The sequence below is a fragment of the Bacillus sp. TH30 genome, assembly GCF_016650875.1.
GTDB classification, from domain to species: domain Bacteria; phylum Bacillota; class Bacilli; order Bacillales; family Bacillaceae_G; genus Bacillus_A; species Bacillus_A mycoides.
Genome location: NZ_JAEKEY010000002.1, coordinates 611,899 through 629,027 on the forward strand (window position 1 = coordinate 611,899; position 17,129 = coordinate 629,027).

Genomic DNA, 17,129 nt, shown 5'->3' on the forward strand with positions numbered 1-17,129 from the left:
AAGCAAATCTAAATTCCATCAAGCTTTCCTTAACTGAAAAAGTGACTATATATAATATATCCTACAACTAGCACTAAAATTAATATCCCTGTACCTTTCCAATTCATACCACCTGTCATATCAGCAGGGCTACCTGATTCCGCCCTGTTGAGTCCATCATTCAAAGAACCGGTAGGATTATGTTTCAATTCACTTTGTCTCATGCGTTCTCTTTTTTCTTCTGGTGACTCTTTTGAACTCATATAATCACCTCTAAAATTAATGTTCATTCCGAAAAATCCCCTTTAAAATAGATTCTCCATAACGTAAAGAAAGCTAGCGATGCTAGCTTTCTTTATAATCCAATATGTTCTTCCTTATTTACAGTAATCCCTTTATGATCAATTTCAAGCTCACATACTTTCATAGCTGCAAATACTCTCGCTAATTGGTCAGCAATTTCTTGACGCTTCTCATACGGAGTTAAAATAAAAATGGATGGTCCCGCACCACTAAGCGCTGTGCCATATGCTCCAAATTCCTTTGCACATTTACGAATTGATGGTAATAACGGTACAAGTTCTAAACGATATGGCTCGTGGAAATGATCTCGTTCCATCATTTCACCTACAACTTCCCACTTCTTTTGACATAATGCAGCTACTAATACGTTACTTATCGCACTAGCCTTAACCGCTTCATGAAACGGAAACATCTCTGGTAATACAGATCGACTTTCCTCCGTATTTAGCTCTTCATTCGGAATAAGAGAAATTACGCCTAATTCCTTACTTTCAATCCTTACAACCGAAACATTCTTTCCATCCAGTGCTCCGATTACAGTTCCACCTAGAATAGAAGCAGCGACATTATCTGGATGTCCTTCAAAATTTGTAGCAATTTGAACTTTTTGATCAGTTGTTAAATGTAAATTTCCAAGTTGATTCGCAAGCTCTATTCCTGCTACAATCGCTGATGCGCTACTTCCTAGCCCTCTTGTCAGCGGAATATTACTAGTAACTTCTATTATATGGGGTGATAAAGAAGGACATACTTTACATGCCGTGCTAACAATTAAATTTTTATCGTCTTTTGGAATTGAATCGTCAAAAGAATGTATCACTTGCCACTTATCAGCTTCTCCCTTTACACTTACTTCTAAATATAATGACAAAGCTATTCCAACAGAATCAAATCCTGGTCCAACATTCGCTGTACTAGCAGGAACACGAACTCTTAGTGGTATCACGACATAATCACCCCTTTAATATGATCTTTAATTTGTTCTATATCATTTGACACACTTGCAATATCAAATTTATTAGAAGAAATTGCGATATCAGGATCTTTTAAACCATTTCCAGTTAAAACTGCAACAACTGTTTCGCCTTTTTTGATTTTTCCAGATTGAACATGTTTAATTACGCCCGCTAATGAAGCATTCGATCCTGGCTCTGCAAAAACCCCTTCCGTTTTTGCTAACAATCTATACGCATTTAAAATCTCCTCATCTGACACCATATCTATTTCACCATTCGACTGTTCGGCCGCCTCTACTGCATACGACCAACTTGCCGGATTACCGATGCGAATCGCTGTTGCAATCGTTTCAGGCGCCTCAATTACATGTCCTTTTACAATTGCCGCCGCTCCTTCCGCTTCAAAGCCGTGAATTCTTGGTTTCTTATAGCCTTTTTCTTTCTCGTAATCACAGAATCCCTTCCAATATGCTGTAATATTCCCAGCATTTCCAACAGGGATAGCTAGAACATCGGGTGCGTTTTGCAACTGGTCACAAATTTCAAATGCTGCTGTTTTTTGCCCTTCAATTCGATAAGGATTCACTGAGTTTACTAATGTAATCGGCTCTTCTGCAGCAATATTTCTTACAGCTCTAAGTGCATCATCGAAATTCCCTTCTATTGAAATAATCTCCGCTCCATAAGCAACTGCTTGCGCTAATTTCCCATGCGCAATCTTTCCTTCTGGTATTACGATAATACATTTCATTCCGAGGCGTGCCGCGTAAGCTGCAGCCGATGCCGATGTATTACCTGTAGATGCACAAATAATCGCCTCTGCCCCTTCTTCTTTCGCCTTTGCAACTGCCATTACCATGCCACGGTCTTTAAAAGAACCTGTTGGATTCGCTCCTTCATATTTCCCGTATAACTGAATTCCTAATTGCTTTGATATATTTAATAATGGAATCAGAGGTGTATTCCCTTCCATTAAGCTGACATCAGGTGTGTTTTCATTCACTGGTAAATAAGAAGCATACTGTTTTAATAGTCCTTTATACATATTGTTTTTCCTCCTCAATAATGTAGTAACTGTTTATTTCACTTGCGACATCTTCTATCGCTCCTAAAACTTGTTCGAATTGATATTTTGAAGTTCGATGCGTCACAACAACGACTTCTGCAAGCTCACGATTCAACGGTAATTGAATTACCTCTTTTAAACTCACAGAATAATTAACGAAACATTCCGTTATTTCACGCAACATTCCAGGTTCATCTCGTAATGAAATACGTAAGAAATATTTCGAAACTACTTCTTCATCTCCTTGTAATTCATACGGTTCTGGTTCTTTTAACGCACTTTTATTTTTCGGAACTTGATTCATATTCTTAACGATTGAAATGATGTCACTTACTACAGCAGAACCAGTTGGTAACTTCCCAGCTCCAGGTCCGTAAAACATCACTTCTCCTACTGCTTGACCGTGAACATACACCGCATTGAATTCATTATTCACATTCGATAGCGGATGATGACTTGGTAATAAAGTCGGTTCTACACTTAAGTGAATGGATGATCCTTGTTTTTCAGCCTTACCAATTAATTTCATAGTAAATCCTAATTTTTCGGCCATCTCTAAATCTTCTTTTTCAACCTTTCGAATACCTCTAACTTGAACATCATCTAAAGAAACATTCATCGAAAATCCTAAGTTCGCAAGAATTGCTACCTTTCTCGCAGCGTCTAGTCCATCTACATCCGCTGTTGGATCGGATTCTGCGAAACCTAATTTTTGTGCCTCCTGTAAAGCCTCTTCATACGACCATCCATTTTGACTCATCTTTGTTAACATGTAATTTGTTGTTCCATTTACGATTCCCATTATTTTTTCAATTTGATCTGAAGCTAGCCCGTCTGATAATCCTCTTAATATTGGAATCCCACCGGCTACACTCGCTTCGTAACATAGGTCACATTCATTTTTATTTGCCAGTTGCAAAAGCTCCGCACCGTATACGGCCATTAAATCTTTATTTGCTGTTACGACATGTTTCTTACTTTGCAAAGCCTTCATAATATGTTGTTTCGCTTCTTCAATTCCTCCCATTACCTCTACTACAATATCAATATTTGAATCATTTAGAACTTCATCGACATTACTTGTTACTACGATTCCATCAATGCAAACATCACGTTCCTTTTCCAAATCACGTACAACGACTGTCTTTACCTTTACTTCATATCCTGTATCAAGAGTGATTTTTTTATAATGTTCTTTCAAAATATGGACAACACCACTTCCGACAGTACCTAACCCTAATACCCCAACATTAATAACATTATTCATTTTCTAATCTCCTCCTAAATAGTTTAATTGTTACACCTGTGAATCACCTTACTCTGCTTTTTAATCATGCAGGTGGTGGTTATTTCCGTACGTACTAATCGTTTCATGTTACCGCACCTCCTTTCAAAGTAATAAAAAAACACACTCATCCCTAGGAAAGGGACGAATGTGTTTTCGTGGTTCCACCCTTGTTCCAACCTATACTTACTTTCTTCTAGATTGCTCAAGTTCAGATAACGGCTGATACCGTCAATAATTACTAGATTGCTCGTTCACTATTGAAGTTCAAAGGTGGTAAGATCATTTCTCGTGTTAGGAAGCTCACAGCCTTGGCCTCCCTCTCTGTAAACCGTAAAAATGTTCTCATGTCCTTATCGTTACTTTTTCGCTCATGTTTATTTGTTAACTCATTATACTCGCATAAAAAACAAAATCAATACTATTTTTTAATTATTTTAAATTTTCAATCTTAAAAACTATAAAAAAAACACACTCATCCCTAGGAAAGGGACGAATGTGTTTTCGTGGTTCCACCCTTGTTCCAACCTAGACTTACTTTCTTCTAGATTGCTCAAGTTCAGATAACGGCTGATACCGTCAATAATTACTAGATTACTCGTTCACTATTGAAGTTCAAAGGTGGTAAGATCATTTTTCGTGTTAGGAAGCTCACAGCCTTGTCTTCCCTCTCTGTAAACCGTAAAAATCATCTCATGTCCTTATCGTTACTTTTTCGTTCATGTCTATTTGTTAACTTATTATAGTTATCAACTTTTTAAAAAGCAAGCCTATTTTTCTTCACAATTTTTAAGAATATGAATAATTATATTTTAAAATAACAAATCATCTAATACAGATTTATTCTCTTGCACATATATTCATCACATACAAATTAACAATATTCATAGTTAAAGTCTCACTCTAAAACGTTTAGAGTTTCATACTTCAACACTATATTTAAAAAATAATTTTTAATACAATCTTTCCCTATAACTTTCTTCTAAAGAACGTGCAACTTCCTCTTCTGAAGCATTCACTTTCGCATGCTCCATTAACATTTTTGGTGCTGAAGGTAGCTCTGTTTTATTTAACCATGACTCTGGGTCCCACATTTTTGAACGAATAAAAGCTTTTGCACAATGAATATAGCATTCTTCTATTTCAACAACAATTCCAAGTAACGGATTGCGTCCATTCGCCTGCATTTCTTTCAAAATTTCTTCATCGTTCGTAATATATGCTTTACCGTTTATTCGGAGTGTTTCCCCAAGACCCGGAATAAAAAAGATTAACCCTACGTGCGAATTTGAAATTATATTTAAAATAGAGTCTATACGACGATTACCCGGTCTTTCTGGGATGATAATTTTATTTTCATTTAATACATATACAAATCCAGGTGCGTCTCCCCTCGGCGAAGCATCACACTCTCCGAATTTATTTGCAGTAGATAATACTAGAAAAGGCGATTTAGACAGGAAATCTACACAATGGTGATCAAGTGATGAAATAACTTTTTTCAAAGCCCGTTCACTTGGTTGCCCCAATATTTGTCGTAATTCTTCCTCAGTTGAAATTATTGATTTTATTTCCTTATTCTCTATCTTCACTAATAATCACTCCTTTTTCTTTATTTTCCCAAAATTCAATACAAAAATTGTATAATAAAATTTGCAGAAAGGGGAATTAAAATGACAGAGTGGTTAACAATATTTGATCCTGAAAGAAATACACTTGGAAAGAAATTACGTGATGACGTGCATCGTGACGGTGATTGGCACGAAACATTTCATTGCTGGTTTGTAGAAAAAGATGCTGAGGATATGTTCTTATATTTCCAATTACGCTCTAATAATAAAAAAGAAGCTCCGGGTATATGGGATATTACATCCGCCGGACATATTATGCATGATGAAGATGTACTAATTGGCGGTCTACGTGAAATTGAGGAAGAACTGGGTCTTTCCTTCCAAACGAATGATTTAACATACAAAGGAATCTATAAAATAGATTATGAAATTTCAAGCCTTACTGATCGTGAGTTTTGTCATATGTATTTCCACAATGTAATAAAACCACTTCCATTTGCACCAGGTGAAGAAGTAGACGATGTGATGAAAGTACATGCGACTTCTTTTCTACAACTATTTAGAAGAGAGATTTCATCTTTAACGACTAATTCTGTTTTAAACAATAATCCGATAACGATAACATTTGAAGATATTTATCCTTATGATCTTGAATACTATGAATTTGTTATAGTGCAAGGACAAGAATTGCTAAACAAAAATAGTTTATAAAAAAATAGGACTCCCAGCTTACTTTATTCGGGAGTCTTATTTTTTTATTGCTCAAGTATCTTTAATTTTTTCTCTACTCGTATAAATAATCGTATAATTAACAACAGCATAACAATCATAATCGCTATCATTGTATGTGGATATCTAAACAGTATACTAATAACACTTCCAATTAACATCATAATGAATCCATTTTGTTTCATCACTTCTGCACTATACTTGTTACCTGCATCCCATAATTCCTTATTTTTCATAGACCGTTTCGTACGGTAACCATATGCTGCGTTAATATCCGTCGGTGGATTTTTTTGAAGAATAAGTGCCGCAAGTATAAATATAATACCAATCAATATGCTCATTCCTATGTTTACTAGTGCATCCATCAATTATATCCCCCCTAACTTACACCTTCATTATACTATACAACTCTTAAAATCCTAATTATTAACATTTTCATTTTCTCTCTTTAGATGTCTGGAACATACTTGGAAGTGTTACAAAACGTGCCCCTTTCGTTTTTAACTGCGGAATGATTTTGTCTAGTGCATCGACAGATCCTTGCAAATGTCCACCTGGAGTCGAATGTTGAAGTATGACACTTCCTGGAAATGAATTCCCTAACACATTATTTGTAATCGTATCAGCACTTACCCCTTTCCAATCAACTGTATCAACACTCCACTGTACAATCATAAAATTTTGCTCTGTCGCCCACTTCAATTGATTTTCAAGTATTTCACCGTATGGTGGACGTATAAACTTCGGTGCATAACCAGCTAAATGATTTAATATTTCTTCCGTTTTTATAATTTGATTACGGTATTCTGCCTCATTTACTTTCGCTAAATTCGGATGACTATACGTATGGTTACCAATTACATGCCCTTCATTCGCGATACGCTTTACTACATTCGGAAACTTTTCTGCATTTTCACCAAGTAAGAAAAAAGTAGCTTTTACATTATATTGTTTTAACTTATCTAAAATTTTTGGCGTAAATACTAAATCTGGTCCATCATCAAATGTAAGAGCTACTTCCGCTTTATTGTATGGTCCTGAAAATGCATACGCATATTTTTCAACCCATGTAAATGGCGTCCATGACCCTCGATCCTCTTCTTTTATTTGGGCTTCATAATTTTGAGGAACATGTAATGCGTATGGCATCGCGTTTACATAGTCTCCATAATAAAATGAATGATATGGCATATAAGCATACGAAATATTGCGTTCTAGCCCCAAAGGAAATGGAACGAACATTTCTGGCGCATAAAAATAATACATGATAAAAACCTCCCTAAAATTTCATATGTGATTCATCTGCACTTTGTTAGAGAAATTCTTATTCATGAACAAAAATAAGACTGTCCGTAATTAGGACAGTCTTACTGCTTTATACAATTAATAAAGTGCAACTTTAATCAGTGGGGGTTTTGTCCATTCCCCACTGATTATTAGTTGAACCAATCCCGCATAAACGGGCAGTTATCCCCCACCTAACTTCCTTGCATTCGCTGGATTTTGAGGTGGGGGTTTTACTACCCGTTTATGCGGGATAAATCGATGTACTATCTTTCGGCAAAACTTTCACATGTTTTAAATAGCTTGTCACTTTGTCATCATCATCTTGCGGGTATTGATATCCATATGTGTTAGCAATTTCGTTCGCAACTTCCCTAAATAAATCACCCGTTACAAAGAATGACTCCCATATATTTTCATATTCTGCATTTGAAAAGGTCCTTTTAAATTGCTCCCACATATTTTTTTCAAAATATTGCTCAAAATACTTTCCAAACTTCCCAGTATTAACTGTAAAATTTGTTTTCATACCAATATGCCATTCTAGCATTACGATTAACATATCACGCATTGGGCCTTCAAGCATTCCTTTCGCATAAGAAAGTTCCTCGCGCCACAATCCTTTTCCTACATTTGTACTGCACCACCAAAATTCATTACAGCAATCCAAAAACTCTTTTTCTGTAGGATTTTTTATAACGTAATCTTTATCACTTGCTGGCGGAAATTCTCCAATACAATTGTCTTTATCCAGTAGTAATTTACTTAAACTATCCTGTCCAATAAATTTATTTATTAAATCAACTGGAACTAGCATTAAATCAATTCGATTCCCATCCATGAACTGCATTAAATACGGAAATTTCCCGTCTTTATCAGCTGGAAGTAACGACATTTCTTCCGGCATTTGCACAATCATTATTTCTCCAAATCTATTAATCCAACTATGATTACACGTAAAAGATTGTATATCTTTTACAACATAAATAATATCATAGTCTTGAAAACAATCTTTTTTCACATTTGGATTCACACGTGACCCATTCATGATGACAGCTCGAATTCTTTCATCCTCTTTTGCTGTATTTATAATTAAGTCTAACATTTCTTTTTCAGTTCTCATCTTCTTATAGCCTCCAATTTTTTAATATATAATATAAAGCTATGTAAACTGGAGGTCCACGAGCTAAATTCGTTGTACAAGATACACGTTATAATTTTTGAAACTTCTTTTTCATCCCTTTTTCCTCCTTACATTACTCTGTTACGACTGCCATTACAAACCCATCGTACCCTTTACTTCCTACAGTTTGAAGCGCAGTAGCACTTACACGCGGCTCAGCAGCTATTAGCTCATAGAAATGGCGTATCCCTTGTACACGAGGATCGCTACTAGTATTGTCAATAACTTCACCTTCACGTACTACGTTATCCCCAATAATTACAGTACCAGGGCGTGATAGTTTCAGTGCCCATTCAAAATAAGCAGGGTTATTTTGTTTATCCGCATCTATGAAAATAAAATCAAATGGTTCATACTTCTCATTTTCTATTTGTTTTAAAGAATCTAACGCTAATCCTAATCGTATTTCAATTTTATCATTCAAATTGGCACGCTCAATATTGCTCCGTGCAATTTCAGCATGCTTTTCACTTGCTTCTAATGTAACAATTCGCCCTCCAGATGGCAATACTCTTGCAAGCCATATTGTACTATATCCGCCTAGAGTACCAATTTCTAAAATGTTATGAGCTCCTTGGATTTGTACTAATAGTTGTAAAAACTTCCCTTGCGTTGGCGATACATCATGTGCCGGCAAATTAGCTGAAGCATTTGCTTGAAGAACTTCTTCTAATATAGAATCTTTCGGTATTAATACATCACTCATAAATTGATCCACAGCCGTCCATTTCTCAATCGTACTCATGTAAATACCATCCCCTTAAAGTTTTTAATACTTCTCTACCATTCACATTTAATTATACCGAAAATTCCGTTTCATACACAAAAAATAAAGAAGGGACACCCACTCCATTACAGAATAGATGTCCCTTCTTTGTATTTTATATTTATCCCTTACGGATTAGTAGACCAAAGTCCTGCTGATTTAATAAATGTACGTTTATTTAATTTCAGCTGCGCTACGATAAACTCTGCAATATCTTCCGCTTGCATTACTTTATCAGGGTTTCCATCAGTTAATCCTAAGTCTACAGCCATGTCAGTTGCTACTGTACTTGGTGTTAAAGCTGTTACACGGATATTATGTTTACGAACTTCCATCGCTAACGATTCTGTTAAACCAAGAACACCAAATTTAGAAGCACTATATGCACTTGTTACAGGTGCACCTTTTTGTCCTGCTGTAGATGAAATATTAATAATATCACCAGATTGTTGTTCAATCATACTTGGTAAAGCTGCACGAGTTGCATAGTATACACCCATTAAGTTTACTTGAATGATTTTTTCCCAATCAGCAACTTCTAATTCTAAAAACTTACCGAATTTAGAAATACCAGCGTTATTAATTAAAATATCGATAGATCCTAAACCGTTTTTTAATGTTTCAATTGCAGTAGTTACCTCTTCATATGAAGATACGTCAGCAGTCGCAATAACAGCTTTTACACCTTCTGCTTCTACTTCTTTCGCAACTGCTTTTAAGTTTTCTTCTGAACGAGCTAAAAGACCAACATTTACGCCTTCTTTCGCTAATGCGATCGCTACAGCGCGACCAATCCCTCTACCTGCTCCTGTAATTAAAGCATTTTTTCCTTGTAATAATTCTGCCAAGTGTAACACTCCTTAATCTTCTCAGTTGTTTATTATATTAAAAGTGTATCTATGTTTATGCAAAAAGGCAATGATGCACTTTTATGTGCGTAGGTTACTTATAGGTAACTATAGTAATGGTAAATGCATTTTTAAAGAAAAATAGTGTTAGAAGGCCTCCTCCTAACACTATTTTTCTTCATGATTTGGAATACGCACAATAAATTCTGTACCATTTCCTTCCACACTCTCAACTTTTATTTTTCCTTGATGAAGGTCGAGTACTTTTTTTACAATTGCTAGACCTAATCCACTTCCTCCATAAGCACGGTTTCGTGAAGAATCCGCTTTATAAAAACGCTCAAAAATATGTTGCTTCTGTTCTTCTGATATACCAATTCCCGTATCATGAATACTTACTTCCAGGAATTCCTTATGTTCTTTTAAATGAATTGTAATCGTGCCACCATTTGGTGTGAATTTAATACTGTTATGAATTAAATTAATCCATACTTGGCTCATACTTTCTTTGTCTGCAGTAACACACACTTTATCCATATCAAGATCTAACTCAAGTCCTTTTTCATCCCAAAGAGGCTCACTATTTAAAACAATTTGTTTCAACTGTTGATCTAATCGATAAGTAGCTCTTTCTGGTGAGTATTCCTCTGACTCTAAAAGTGTTAGCTTCAATAAATTTTGACTCAATTTAGATAATCGCGTTGTTTCAGTTTCAATAATAGTAAGATAATGTTTTCTTTTTTCAACTGGTAGATTATCATCTTGTAGCGCTCGAGCAAATCCCTTAATAGATGTTAATGGCGACTGTATTTCATGAGAAACATTCGATACAAATTCTTGTCTCATTTTCTCCATTGCATTAAGTTCATCCGTCATATCGTTAATACTTTTTACAAGCACACCAATTTCGCCATCATACTTTTCTTCATTCCGTATTTTTACAGAGAAGTCCCCTTTTGCAATTTTTTGTATCGGTTCAATGATCGTCCAAATCATCGCCTCTCGCTTCGGTCTCATTAAAATTCCGATTAATGTCCAAATAAGAACGATAAAAACAAAGCCGACCATATCACTAATTAGAAAACTAATAAAAGGCGATACGTTTATTTCAAAAGCTTTCATTACACTAGACGATACAAAAAAGGCTATTGACCAAATTATAGTAAGAAAAGCAAAGAGCGCTACTATCGCCCCTATTACTTTTAACATCTTCATCTTACTCATTCTTTCTCTTTTTCTCATTTACTTACCTCTAAGCGATACCCTAAGCCCCTTATCGTCCTTATACTAAACTTTGATAGCTCTTCTTGAAACTTTTCACGCAACCGATTAATATGAACGTCTAGCGTGCGTTCATTCCCTTCAAAATCATATCCCCATACGTCTTCTATTAATTGCTCTCTTGAACAAGTTCTTCCCGCTTTAGATCCTAATGTAAAGAGCAACTCAAATTCTTTTAGCGGCAGCGTCACCGTTTGTTCTCCAACGTTAACTTCAAATGTTTTACGATTTAACAGTACATTCCCAACTTGAATAGATTGCGATACTGTAATTTGGTAACGTTTCAATAATGCCTTCACTCTCACAACTAATTCTAAAGGATCAAATGGTTTTACAAGATAATCATCTGTTCCGAGGTGAAATCCTTTTACTTTTTGAGATGTTTCACCTTTAGCAGTCAGCATAAGAATTGGGATATCATAGTATTTTCTTAATTCGTAACATAAATCAAACCCATCCATATTTGGCATCATAATATCAAGAATCGCCATATCGACTTTCACTTCTTCTATTTTTCGAAGAGCATCTAATCCATCAACGGCCTCATATGTTTGAAAACCTTCTCGTTCCAAAAATACAGAAACAAGTTCTCTAATGTGCGGATCATCATCTACAATTAAAATTTTGGGTATCAAGGAATCATATCCTTTCTGCTTAACATACTTTTTAGCACTCTAAAATCAACAATCAGTGAAGTACCCCTTCACTGATTGTTTTCATTCTATAATGCTCCTTCTTTAATTTTCAATTGTTGCATTGCAAATTCACGGTACATGTCATGTGTCCGTAATAACTCATCATGTGAGCCACTTCCTGTAAGATTCCCTTTTTCAATAAAGATAATTTTATCTGCATCTACAACAGTAGAAAGTCTATGCGCAATAACTAAAGTTGTTCTACCTTTCATTAAGTTATTTAACGCCTTCTGAACAACCGATTCCGATTTACTATCAAGACTTGAAGTCGCTTCATCTAACATAAGGATTTGCGGATTTCGTAGTAACGCTCGAGCAATCGCAATTCGTTGTCTTTGCCCTCCAGAAAGCTTCACACCACGCTCTCCAACTTCTGTTGCGTATCCACTTGGTAAATCATGAATAAACGCATCAACATACGCCATCGCTGCTACTTTTTCAATTTCTTCATCCGTCACTTCACCCTCAACACCGTAACAAATATTATCACGAATCGTTCCATCAATTAACGGACTATCTTGTGAAACGTAACCAATTTGACGTCGCCATGATTGTAATGAATATGCTGTAATTGGTTCTTTCCCTAATTTTATGAAACCACTAGTTGGCTCATAAAAACGTTCTAACAGCGAGAATAAAGTTGTTTTTCCGCTACCACTTGGTCCTACAATCGCCGTTACTTTTCCAGATTCAATCGTGAAGTCGATATTTTTCAAGATTTTCTCTTCTTCGTTATACTCAAAATGTACATTTTCAATAACGATCGGCTGCTTCGCATTTGTAACGTTCATACCTGTTTCATGATCTTCTACTTCATATTCTAAAATCGTATTAATTCTTTCGGTTGCACCAATTGCTTTTTGGAACTGAGTAAAGAACATAGATAACTGACTCATCGGCATAATAATTTGAACTAAATACAAAATAAATGCTACAAGTTCACCTGTTGTTAATGCACCACTAGAAACTCGCATTCCACCATACCCTACGATAATAACAAGCAATGCCATTAAAACAAACGACATAACAGGTGAAATTAATGCTTGCACTTTTCCTTCTTTCAAACCAAATTGCAATAATTTTTGGATACCGATATTACCTGTTTCATATTCTTTTTTTTCCGTATTTGAAGATTTTACTAAACGAATTTCTGATAGTACTTGTGTTAATACACTAGTAAAAGAAGCCGTTTCATCTTGAAGTGCTTTTGAAATCTTATACATTTTCCGTCCAAGTGGAACTAAAATTAGTACCGATAATGGAATAACCGTTAAAAGTAAAATTGTCATTTTCCAGTCTAAAACAAATAATACAATTAATGACCCAATAATTGAGATACCGCCTGTTAATAAGTTTGACAAATGCTCAGAAATTAATGTTTTAACAACACCTGTATCATTTGTCATACGACTAATTGTATCTCCCGTTCTGTTTTGATCATAATAAGACACTGGTAAAATAAGTACCTTTTTCCACAATCGTTCTCTAAGTCCAGCTACAATTTTTTGTCCAATATAATTCAGTAAATAAATTGACAATCCTGCAGCAATTGTTTGAATAATAAAGAATGCAATTAATCCAACAATTTGTCCCGTACTAATTGAAGAAAGTGAAAAATTATCAACTAAACCTTTTGTCAGCATTGGAATAAACAAACTCGCTCCAGTAGAAAGTAAGCTCATTATTAATGCAAAAATAAGAATGCCTTTCGGTGGATTTGTATCTTGAATGAGACGTAAAAACTGCCTCCAATTCCCTTTTTTCTTTTCTGTATCCCTAACTTCCATTGTCGTTCATCTCCTCGTTATAAACAAAACTATTCTTTCTAAAACTAGAATACGCTATAAATGTAAACTGAATGTAAACACACTTTTTTCTAATTTTACAAAATATACATATAAACTCATCTTTACAACAAGTATAAATATCTGATATTATTACCTGGTACTTATTATTATTCTATGTAAATTATAGACTACGCATAGAAAATATATAACTAATTTTATCAATTAGCTAATTTAAAACACTATATAAATCTCCAGCATTGAAAGGAGTATCCTTTTTGCAAACAAATAAACATTCCGAAAAGGAAACAATCATTTTTATTCATGGATTAGTTGGAAATCGCCGCGCCTTCAAAAAAGAGCATAAACGATTTTCTGCCTCCTACAACATTATAACTTATGATTTATTAGGTCACGGCGACGATAAAGGAGAAGCTATCGACTTTTCAATACAGCGCCTCGTAGATCAATTATTGAACTTGTATGAAAAAGAGGGAATTAAAAAGGCTCATATTTGTGCTCTAAGCTATGGCTGTTATATCTCTACGACATTTGCACAAATGCATCCAGAAAAAGTATTGAGTATTTGTCATATTGGTGGACATTATAATAACCCTTCCCGTTTATATAATGTTTTTCAGAAATTTTGGGAAAAACGTGGTGATGAATATTCATCTTGGCTTTCTCAGTATGCTAGTACTATTTTTCCAAGTGGAATACTAAGGGCAAATCCGTTCGCTGTTATTTCACGAAATATTTATTACCGTTTCGGATTACAATTACACTCGTCCATTATTGCTGAGTCATTACGACACCGCTTAGAATTCGACTTAAAATCTAAATTAAAAGCACTTCCCCATCCTATATTATGGGTGATGGGAGAACATGATCATCTCTATAAATCTTGTCTCTTTGATTTGAAGTCCATTCTTCCTAACGTTTTATATAAAGAAATTCCATTAGCAGGTCATGCAGCAAACTTATTCCGTCCAAACTATTTTCATGATTTATATGCTAAGTTTTTGCATGGGAAATTGACATAAAGTGAAACTTTAATCAGCGGGGATTTGTCCATCACCCGCTGATTATTATCCCGCAAATAGCAGGATAAATACTACTATACTGTTAGTTTATCCAACTATGAAAAAGGCTTCCCAAGTTTCCCTGGAAAGCCTTTTCTCTATACGAAAAGTATATAAAATACTTTTTCTTAGTATGCTTTTGTGTAACCTAATAGGTGCTTACTCCAGTAAGAGTTGCTTACAGAGCTAATGCGTACACCAGTTGCGTCAGTTTCTGCACTGATGAACTGTCCATTACCTAAGTAAACGCCCATGTGAGAAGGACCTGATTTATAAGTATTTTGGAAGTATACTAAATCACCTGGTTGTGGACTGTTAGTCTTTGTTTTAGAGCTCCAGTATCCAGCAACTGTTTGACGAGCGCCTTTATGACCAGTTTGATTTAATACGTAGTGAATGAATCCACTGCAGTCAAAACCAGCAGGTGTTGTACCAGCAGTTCTGTATGGTGAACCATTTAAAGATCTAGCGAATCCAGCGATTGAAGATGTATCTCCACCTGTTGGTGCTGTTGGTTTTTGTACTTGGTTCGTACCTTGGTTCGTACCTTGGTTACCACCAGTAACTACATTATTCACTCCGCCTTTTACAAACTTAACAAAGTCTGCACTTACGTAACCAGTGCGGCCATTATGGTTAATTTTATACCAACCATTTTCAGCGCCAGTAACGTTTAATACTGTACCATTTGTTACCCCACCAATTACAGGGTTATATGTAGCTGGACCTGTACGTACTTTTAAAGCACCTGTGTTAACAACATAAGATCCACCAGTTTGAACTGTAGTAGTATTGTTGTTGTTGTTGTTTGTAGTTGGTTGCTGAGTTTCGTTAGATACAGCTGAACCACCTTTTGTTACGAAGTCTTTGCTTACGTATCCAGTTCCACCATTGAAGTTAATTTTAAACCAATCTTGAACTTCACCTACAACTTGAACTGTTTTTCCTTTATTTACAGAACCTAAAACAGTATGAGATGCACTTGGGCCTGTACGTACGTTTAATGAAGAAACGTTTACTGTGTAAGTACCTGTTCCTTGCTGAACAGTAGTAGTAGTTCCTTTATTGCCACCAGTTGTTACGAAGTCCCCACTTACATAACCTGTTTGACCATTTACACTAACTTTGAACCAACCGTTTTCTTGTCCAATTACTTGAAGTACTTGACCTGATTTCACTTTAGAAATAACGTTATGTCCTGTACCAGCACCTGAACGTACATTTAATACATCAGCTGTTACTGTGTATTTTAATTCAGAAGTTGTTTCTACCGTTTTTGTTTCAGTTACAGTCGTTTGAGTTTGAGTTTGAGTTTGTCCATTAATTTCTTTTAGCGCATCATTTGAAACTTGTGCATGAGCAGAATCCATTCCAGGAACTGCTACACCTACTACAGATGCTGCTGCTAAACCTGCGATTACTTTTTTCATAAGTTGTCTTTACTTCCTTTCCCTACTATCCTCTTGAGAAAACTATAAACTTAGTACTTTACAATATTATCAAAGTAAAATATTCATCCAGTTCCATTTTTTAGCAAGAGTTTTATTTTTCACACATCGTTTATTTTAAACGATTGAAGTGAATTTAGTGTGAACTTCATGTGAACTTTATCATTAAACAGTGTGTTTTTGCAATGCTTTTTTCAAATTTCTTATGTATTTCATTGAAAATTCGACATTCCATTCATTATCTTAATATATATTTTTCTTTTGCTATCCACTTTAAAAAACTCTATTAATCTAATACAATGCAAAGAATGTATTTTCTAGTAAAGTCCCTTCCATGAAGCATACTCTTATCATGACAAAAAATGTTTTTTTATCAATAGTATAATATTTTCAGAAAACTATTTTTGATATTATCCATCGTTTTTAAAAGATTTGACGATTTGTAAGATTTAACTCCAAAAATTCTGTTCTAATTTGACGAAAATGCACATTCCACTATCTATTTTTCACTATCCATGGAATTTTCAGGGTATTTATATTATCATATATAAAGTAGGATTTTAATCCATACAAATTTTATTCACCCCACACTGAAACCAATCGAACTTTTACAGGTCGGTATTCTATACGTATCATTGAATTTTGATATGGAAGCCTTACTGCCCGCAAATAGTGAGATAAAAAAAGGAGATATATTTATGAAAAACATAATAGATGATCCTATAAATAAAAATATAGAACTGTACTATGCTTTTTTTCAATTCGTTTCAATTATAACATTACAAAAAGTATCAACTATTGAAACACGTAAAAACAAATTAAAAAATCAGATGAAAAATTCCTACAAAAAAATCCTTACTACTTATAAA

16 protein-coding genes, 1 pseudogene and 2 other annotated features are annotated in these 17,129 nt (G+C 34.9%); of the genes and pseudogenes, 3 read left to right on the forward strand and 14 right to left on the reverse strand.

The features are described from left to right. Positions 1 to 29: 29 nt before the first annotated feature. The 5 genes from JFU20_RS05345 to JFU20_RS05365 form a co-directional block, all read right to left on the reverse strand. Positions 30 to 242, reverse strand: coding sequence for a DUF6366 family protein (locus JFU20_RS05345; RefSeq protein WP_002012365.1), 213 nt, complete (start codon positions 240 to 242; stop codon positions 30 to 32). Between the two features lie 92 nt (positions 243 to 334). Next, a complete protein-coding gene (gene thrB, locus JFU20_RS05350) occupies positions 335 to 1,228 on the reverse strand; it encodes a homoserine kinase (RefSeq protein ID WP_002165948.1) in 894 nt (297 codons plus the stop codon). Then, positions 1,225 to 2,283: a threonine synthase gene (thrC, locus tag JFU20_RS05355; RefSeq protein ID WP_201038415.1), complete on the reverse strand. Its 1,059-nt coding sequence runs from the start codon at positions 2,281 to 2,283 to the stop codon at positions 1,225 to 1,227. The genes thrB and thrC overlap by 4 nt, the downstream gene beginning before the upstream one ends. Beyond that, the gene (locus tag JFU20_RS05360; protein WP_002012361.1) at positions 2,276 to 3,571 is read right to left on the reverse strand and encodes a homoserine dehydrogenase; all 1,296 of its coding nucleotides are present in this window, start codon (positions 3,569 to 3,571) and stop codon (positions 2,276 to 2,278) included. The genes thrC and JFU20_RS05360 overlap by 8 nt, the downstream gene beginning before the upstream one ends. 155 nt (positions 3,572 to 3,726) lie before the next feature. Beyond that, positions 3,727 to 3,958: a binding site (T-box leader), on the reverse strand. Between the two features lie 116 nt (positions 3,959 to 4,074). Next, positions 4,075 to 4,306 (reverse strand) — a binding site (T-box leader). Between the two features lie 236 nt (positions 4,307 to 4,542). Then, a complete protein-coding gene (locus JFU20_RS05365; RefSeq protein ID WP_002012360.1) occupies positions 4,543 to 5,181 on the reverse strand; it encodes a pyridoxamine 5'-phosphate oxidase family protein in 639 nt (212 codons plus the stop codon). An 81-nt stretch (positions 5,182 to 5,262) separates the two neighbouring features. Here JFU20_RS05365 and JFU20_RS05370 point away from each other — a divergent pair, with 81 nt between their 5' ends. Beyond that, positions 5,263 to 5,871 carry an NUDIX hydrolase gene (locus tag JFU20_RS05370; protein ID WP_201038416.1) on the forward strand — a complete coding sequence of 203 codons (609 nt, stop codon included), beginning with the start codon at positions 5,263 to 5,265 and terminating at the stop codon, positions 5,869 to 5,871. A gap of 44 nt (positions 5,872 to 5,915) precedes the next feature. Here JFU20_RS05370 and JFU20_RS05375 read toward each other — a convergent pair whose 3' ends face one another. The 8 genes from JFU20_RS05375 to JFU20_RS05410 all read right to left on the reverse strand — a co-directional run bounded on the left by JFU20_RS05375 (position 5,916) and on the right by JFU20_RS05410 (position 13,733). Further along, entirely contained in the window at positions 5,916 to 6,254 is a 339-nt protein-coding gene (locus tag JFU20_RS05375; RefSeq protein ID WP_002012358.1) for an SdpI family protein, read from the reverse strand. A gap of 70 nt (positions 6,255 to 6,324) precedes the next feature. Further along, complete coding sequence (locus JFU20_RS05380; protein ID WP_002012357.1) at positions 6,325 to 7,155, reverse strand: peptidoglycan-N-acetylglucosamine deacetylase; 831 nt, start codon at positions 7,153 to 7,155, stop codon at positions 6,325 to 6,327. Between the two features lie 262 nt (positions 7,156 to 7,417). Next, on the reverse strand, positions 7,418 to 8,296 hold the full coding sequence (locus JFU20_RS05385) for an aminoglycoside 6-adenylyltransferase (RefSeq protein ID WP_002012355.1): 879 nt from the start codon (positions 8,294 to 8,296) through the stop codon (positions 7,418 to 7,420). Positions 8,297 to 8,429: 133 nt separating this feature from the next. Next, positions 8,430 to 9,101: an O-methyltransferase gene (locus tag JFU20_RS05390; protein ID WP_002012354.1), complete on the reverse strand. Its 672-nt coding sequence runs from the start codon at positions 9,099 to 9,101 to the stop codon at positions 8,430 to 8,432. 149 nt (positions 9,102 to 9,250) lie between these two features. Then, positions 9,251 to 9,970, reverse strand: coding sequence for a 3-ketoacyl-ACP reductase (locus tag JFU20_RS05395; protein ID WP_002012353.1), 720 nt, complete (start codon positions 9,968 to 9,970; stop codon positions 9,251 to 9,253). A gap of 168 nt (positions 9,971 to 10,138) precedes the next feature. Continuing rightward, on the reverse strand, positions 10,139 to 11,212 hold the full coding sequence (gene hitS, locus JFU20_RS05400; protein WP_002165950.1) for an envelope stress sensor histidine kinase HitS: 1,074 nt from the start codon (positions 11,210 to 11,212) through the stop codon (positions 10,139 to 10,141). Continuing rightward, the gene (hitR, locus tag JFU20_RS05405) at positions 11,209 to 11,886 is read right to left on the reverse strand and encodes an envelope stress response regulator transcription factor HitR (protein WP_002012350.1); all 678 of its coding nucleotides are present in this window, start codon (positions 11,884 to 11,886) and stop codon (positions 11,209 to 11,211) included. The genes hitS and hitR overlap by 4 nt, the downstream gene beginning before the upstream one ends. A gap of 86 nt (positions 11,887 to 11,972) precedes the next feature. After that, a complete protein-coding gene (locus JFU20_RS05410) occupies positions 11,973 to 13,733 on the reverse strand; it encodes an ABC transporter ATP-binding protein (protein WP_002012349.1) in 1,761 nt (586 codons plus the stop codon). 275 nt (positions 13,734 to 14,008) lie between these two features. On the opposite strand from JFU20_RS05410, the gene JFU20_RS05415 reads away from it, so the two are divergent. Continuing rightward, positions 14,009 to 14,773: an alpha/beta fold hydrolase gene (locus JFU20_RS05415; RefSeq protein ID WP_002086164.1), complete on the forward strand. Its 765-nt coding sequence runs from the start codon at positions 14,009 to 14,011 to the stop codon at positions 14,771 to 14,773. A gap of 167 nt (positions 14,774 to 14,940) precedes the next feature. Here JFU20_RS05415 and entFM read toward each other — a convergent pair whose 3' ends face one another. Then, positions 14,941 to 16,242, reverse strand: a complete 1,302-nt coding sequence (gene entFM, locus JFU20_RS05420; protein WP_201038417.1) for an enterotoxin EntFM — start codon at positions 16,240 to 16,242, stop codon at positions 14,941 to 14,943. A gap of 716 nt (positions 16,243 to 16,958) precedes the next feature. Here entFM and JFU20_RS05425 point away from each other — a divergent pair. Then, positions 16,959 to 17,128: pseudogene (locus tag JFU20_RS05425) on the forward strand (DNA mismatch repair protein MutT). Position 17,129 lies beyond the last annotated feature (1 nt).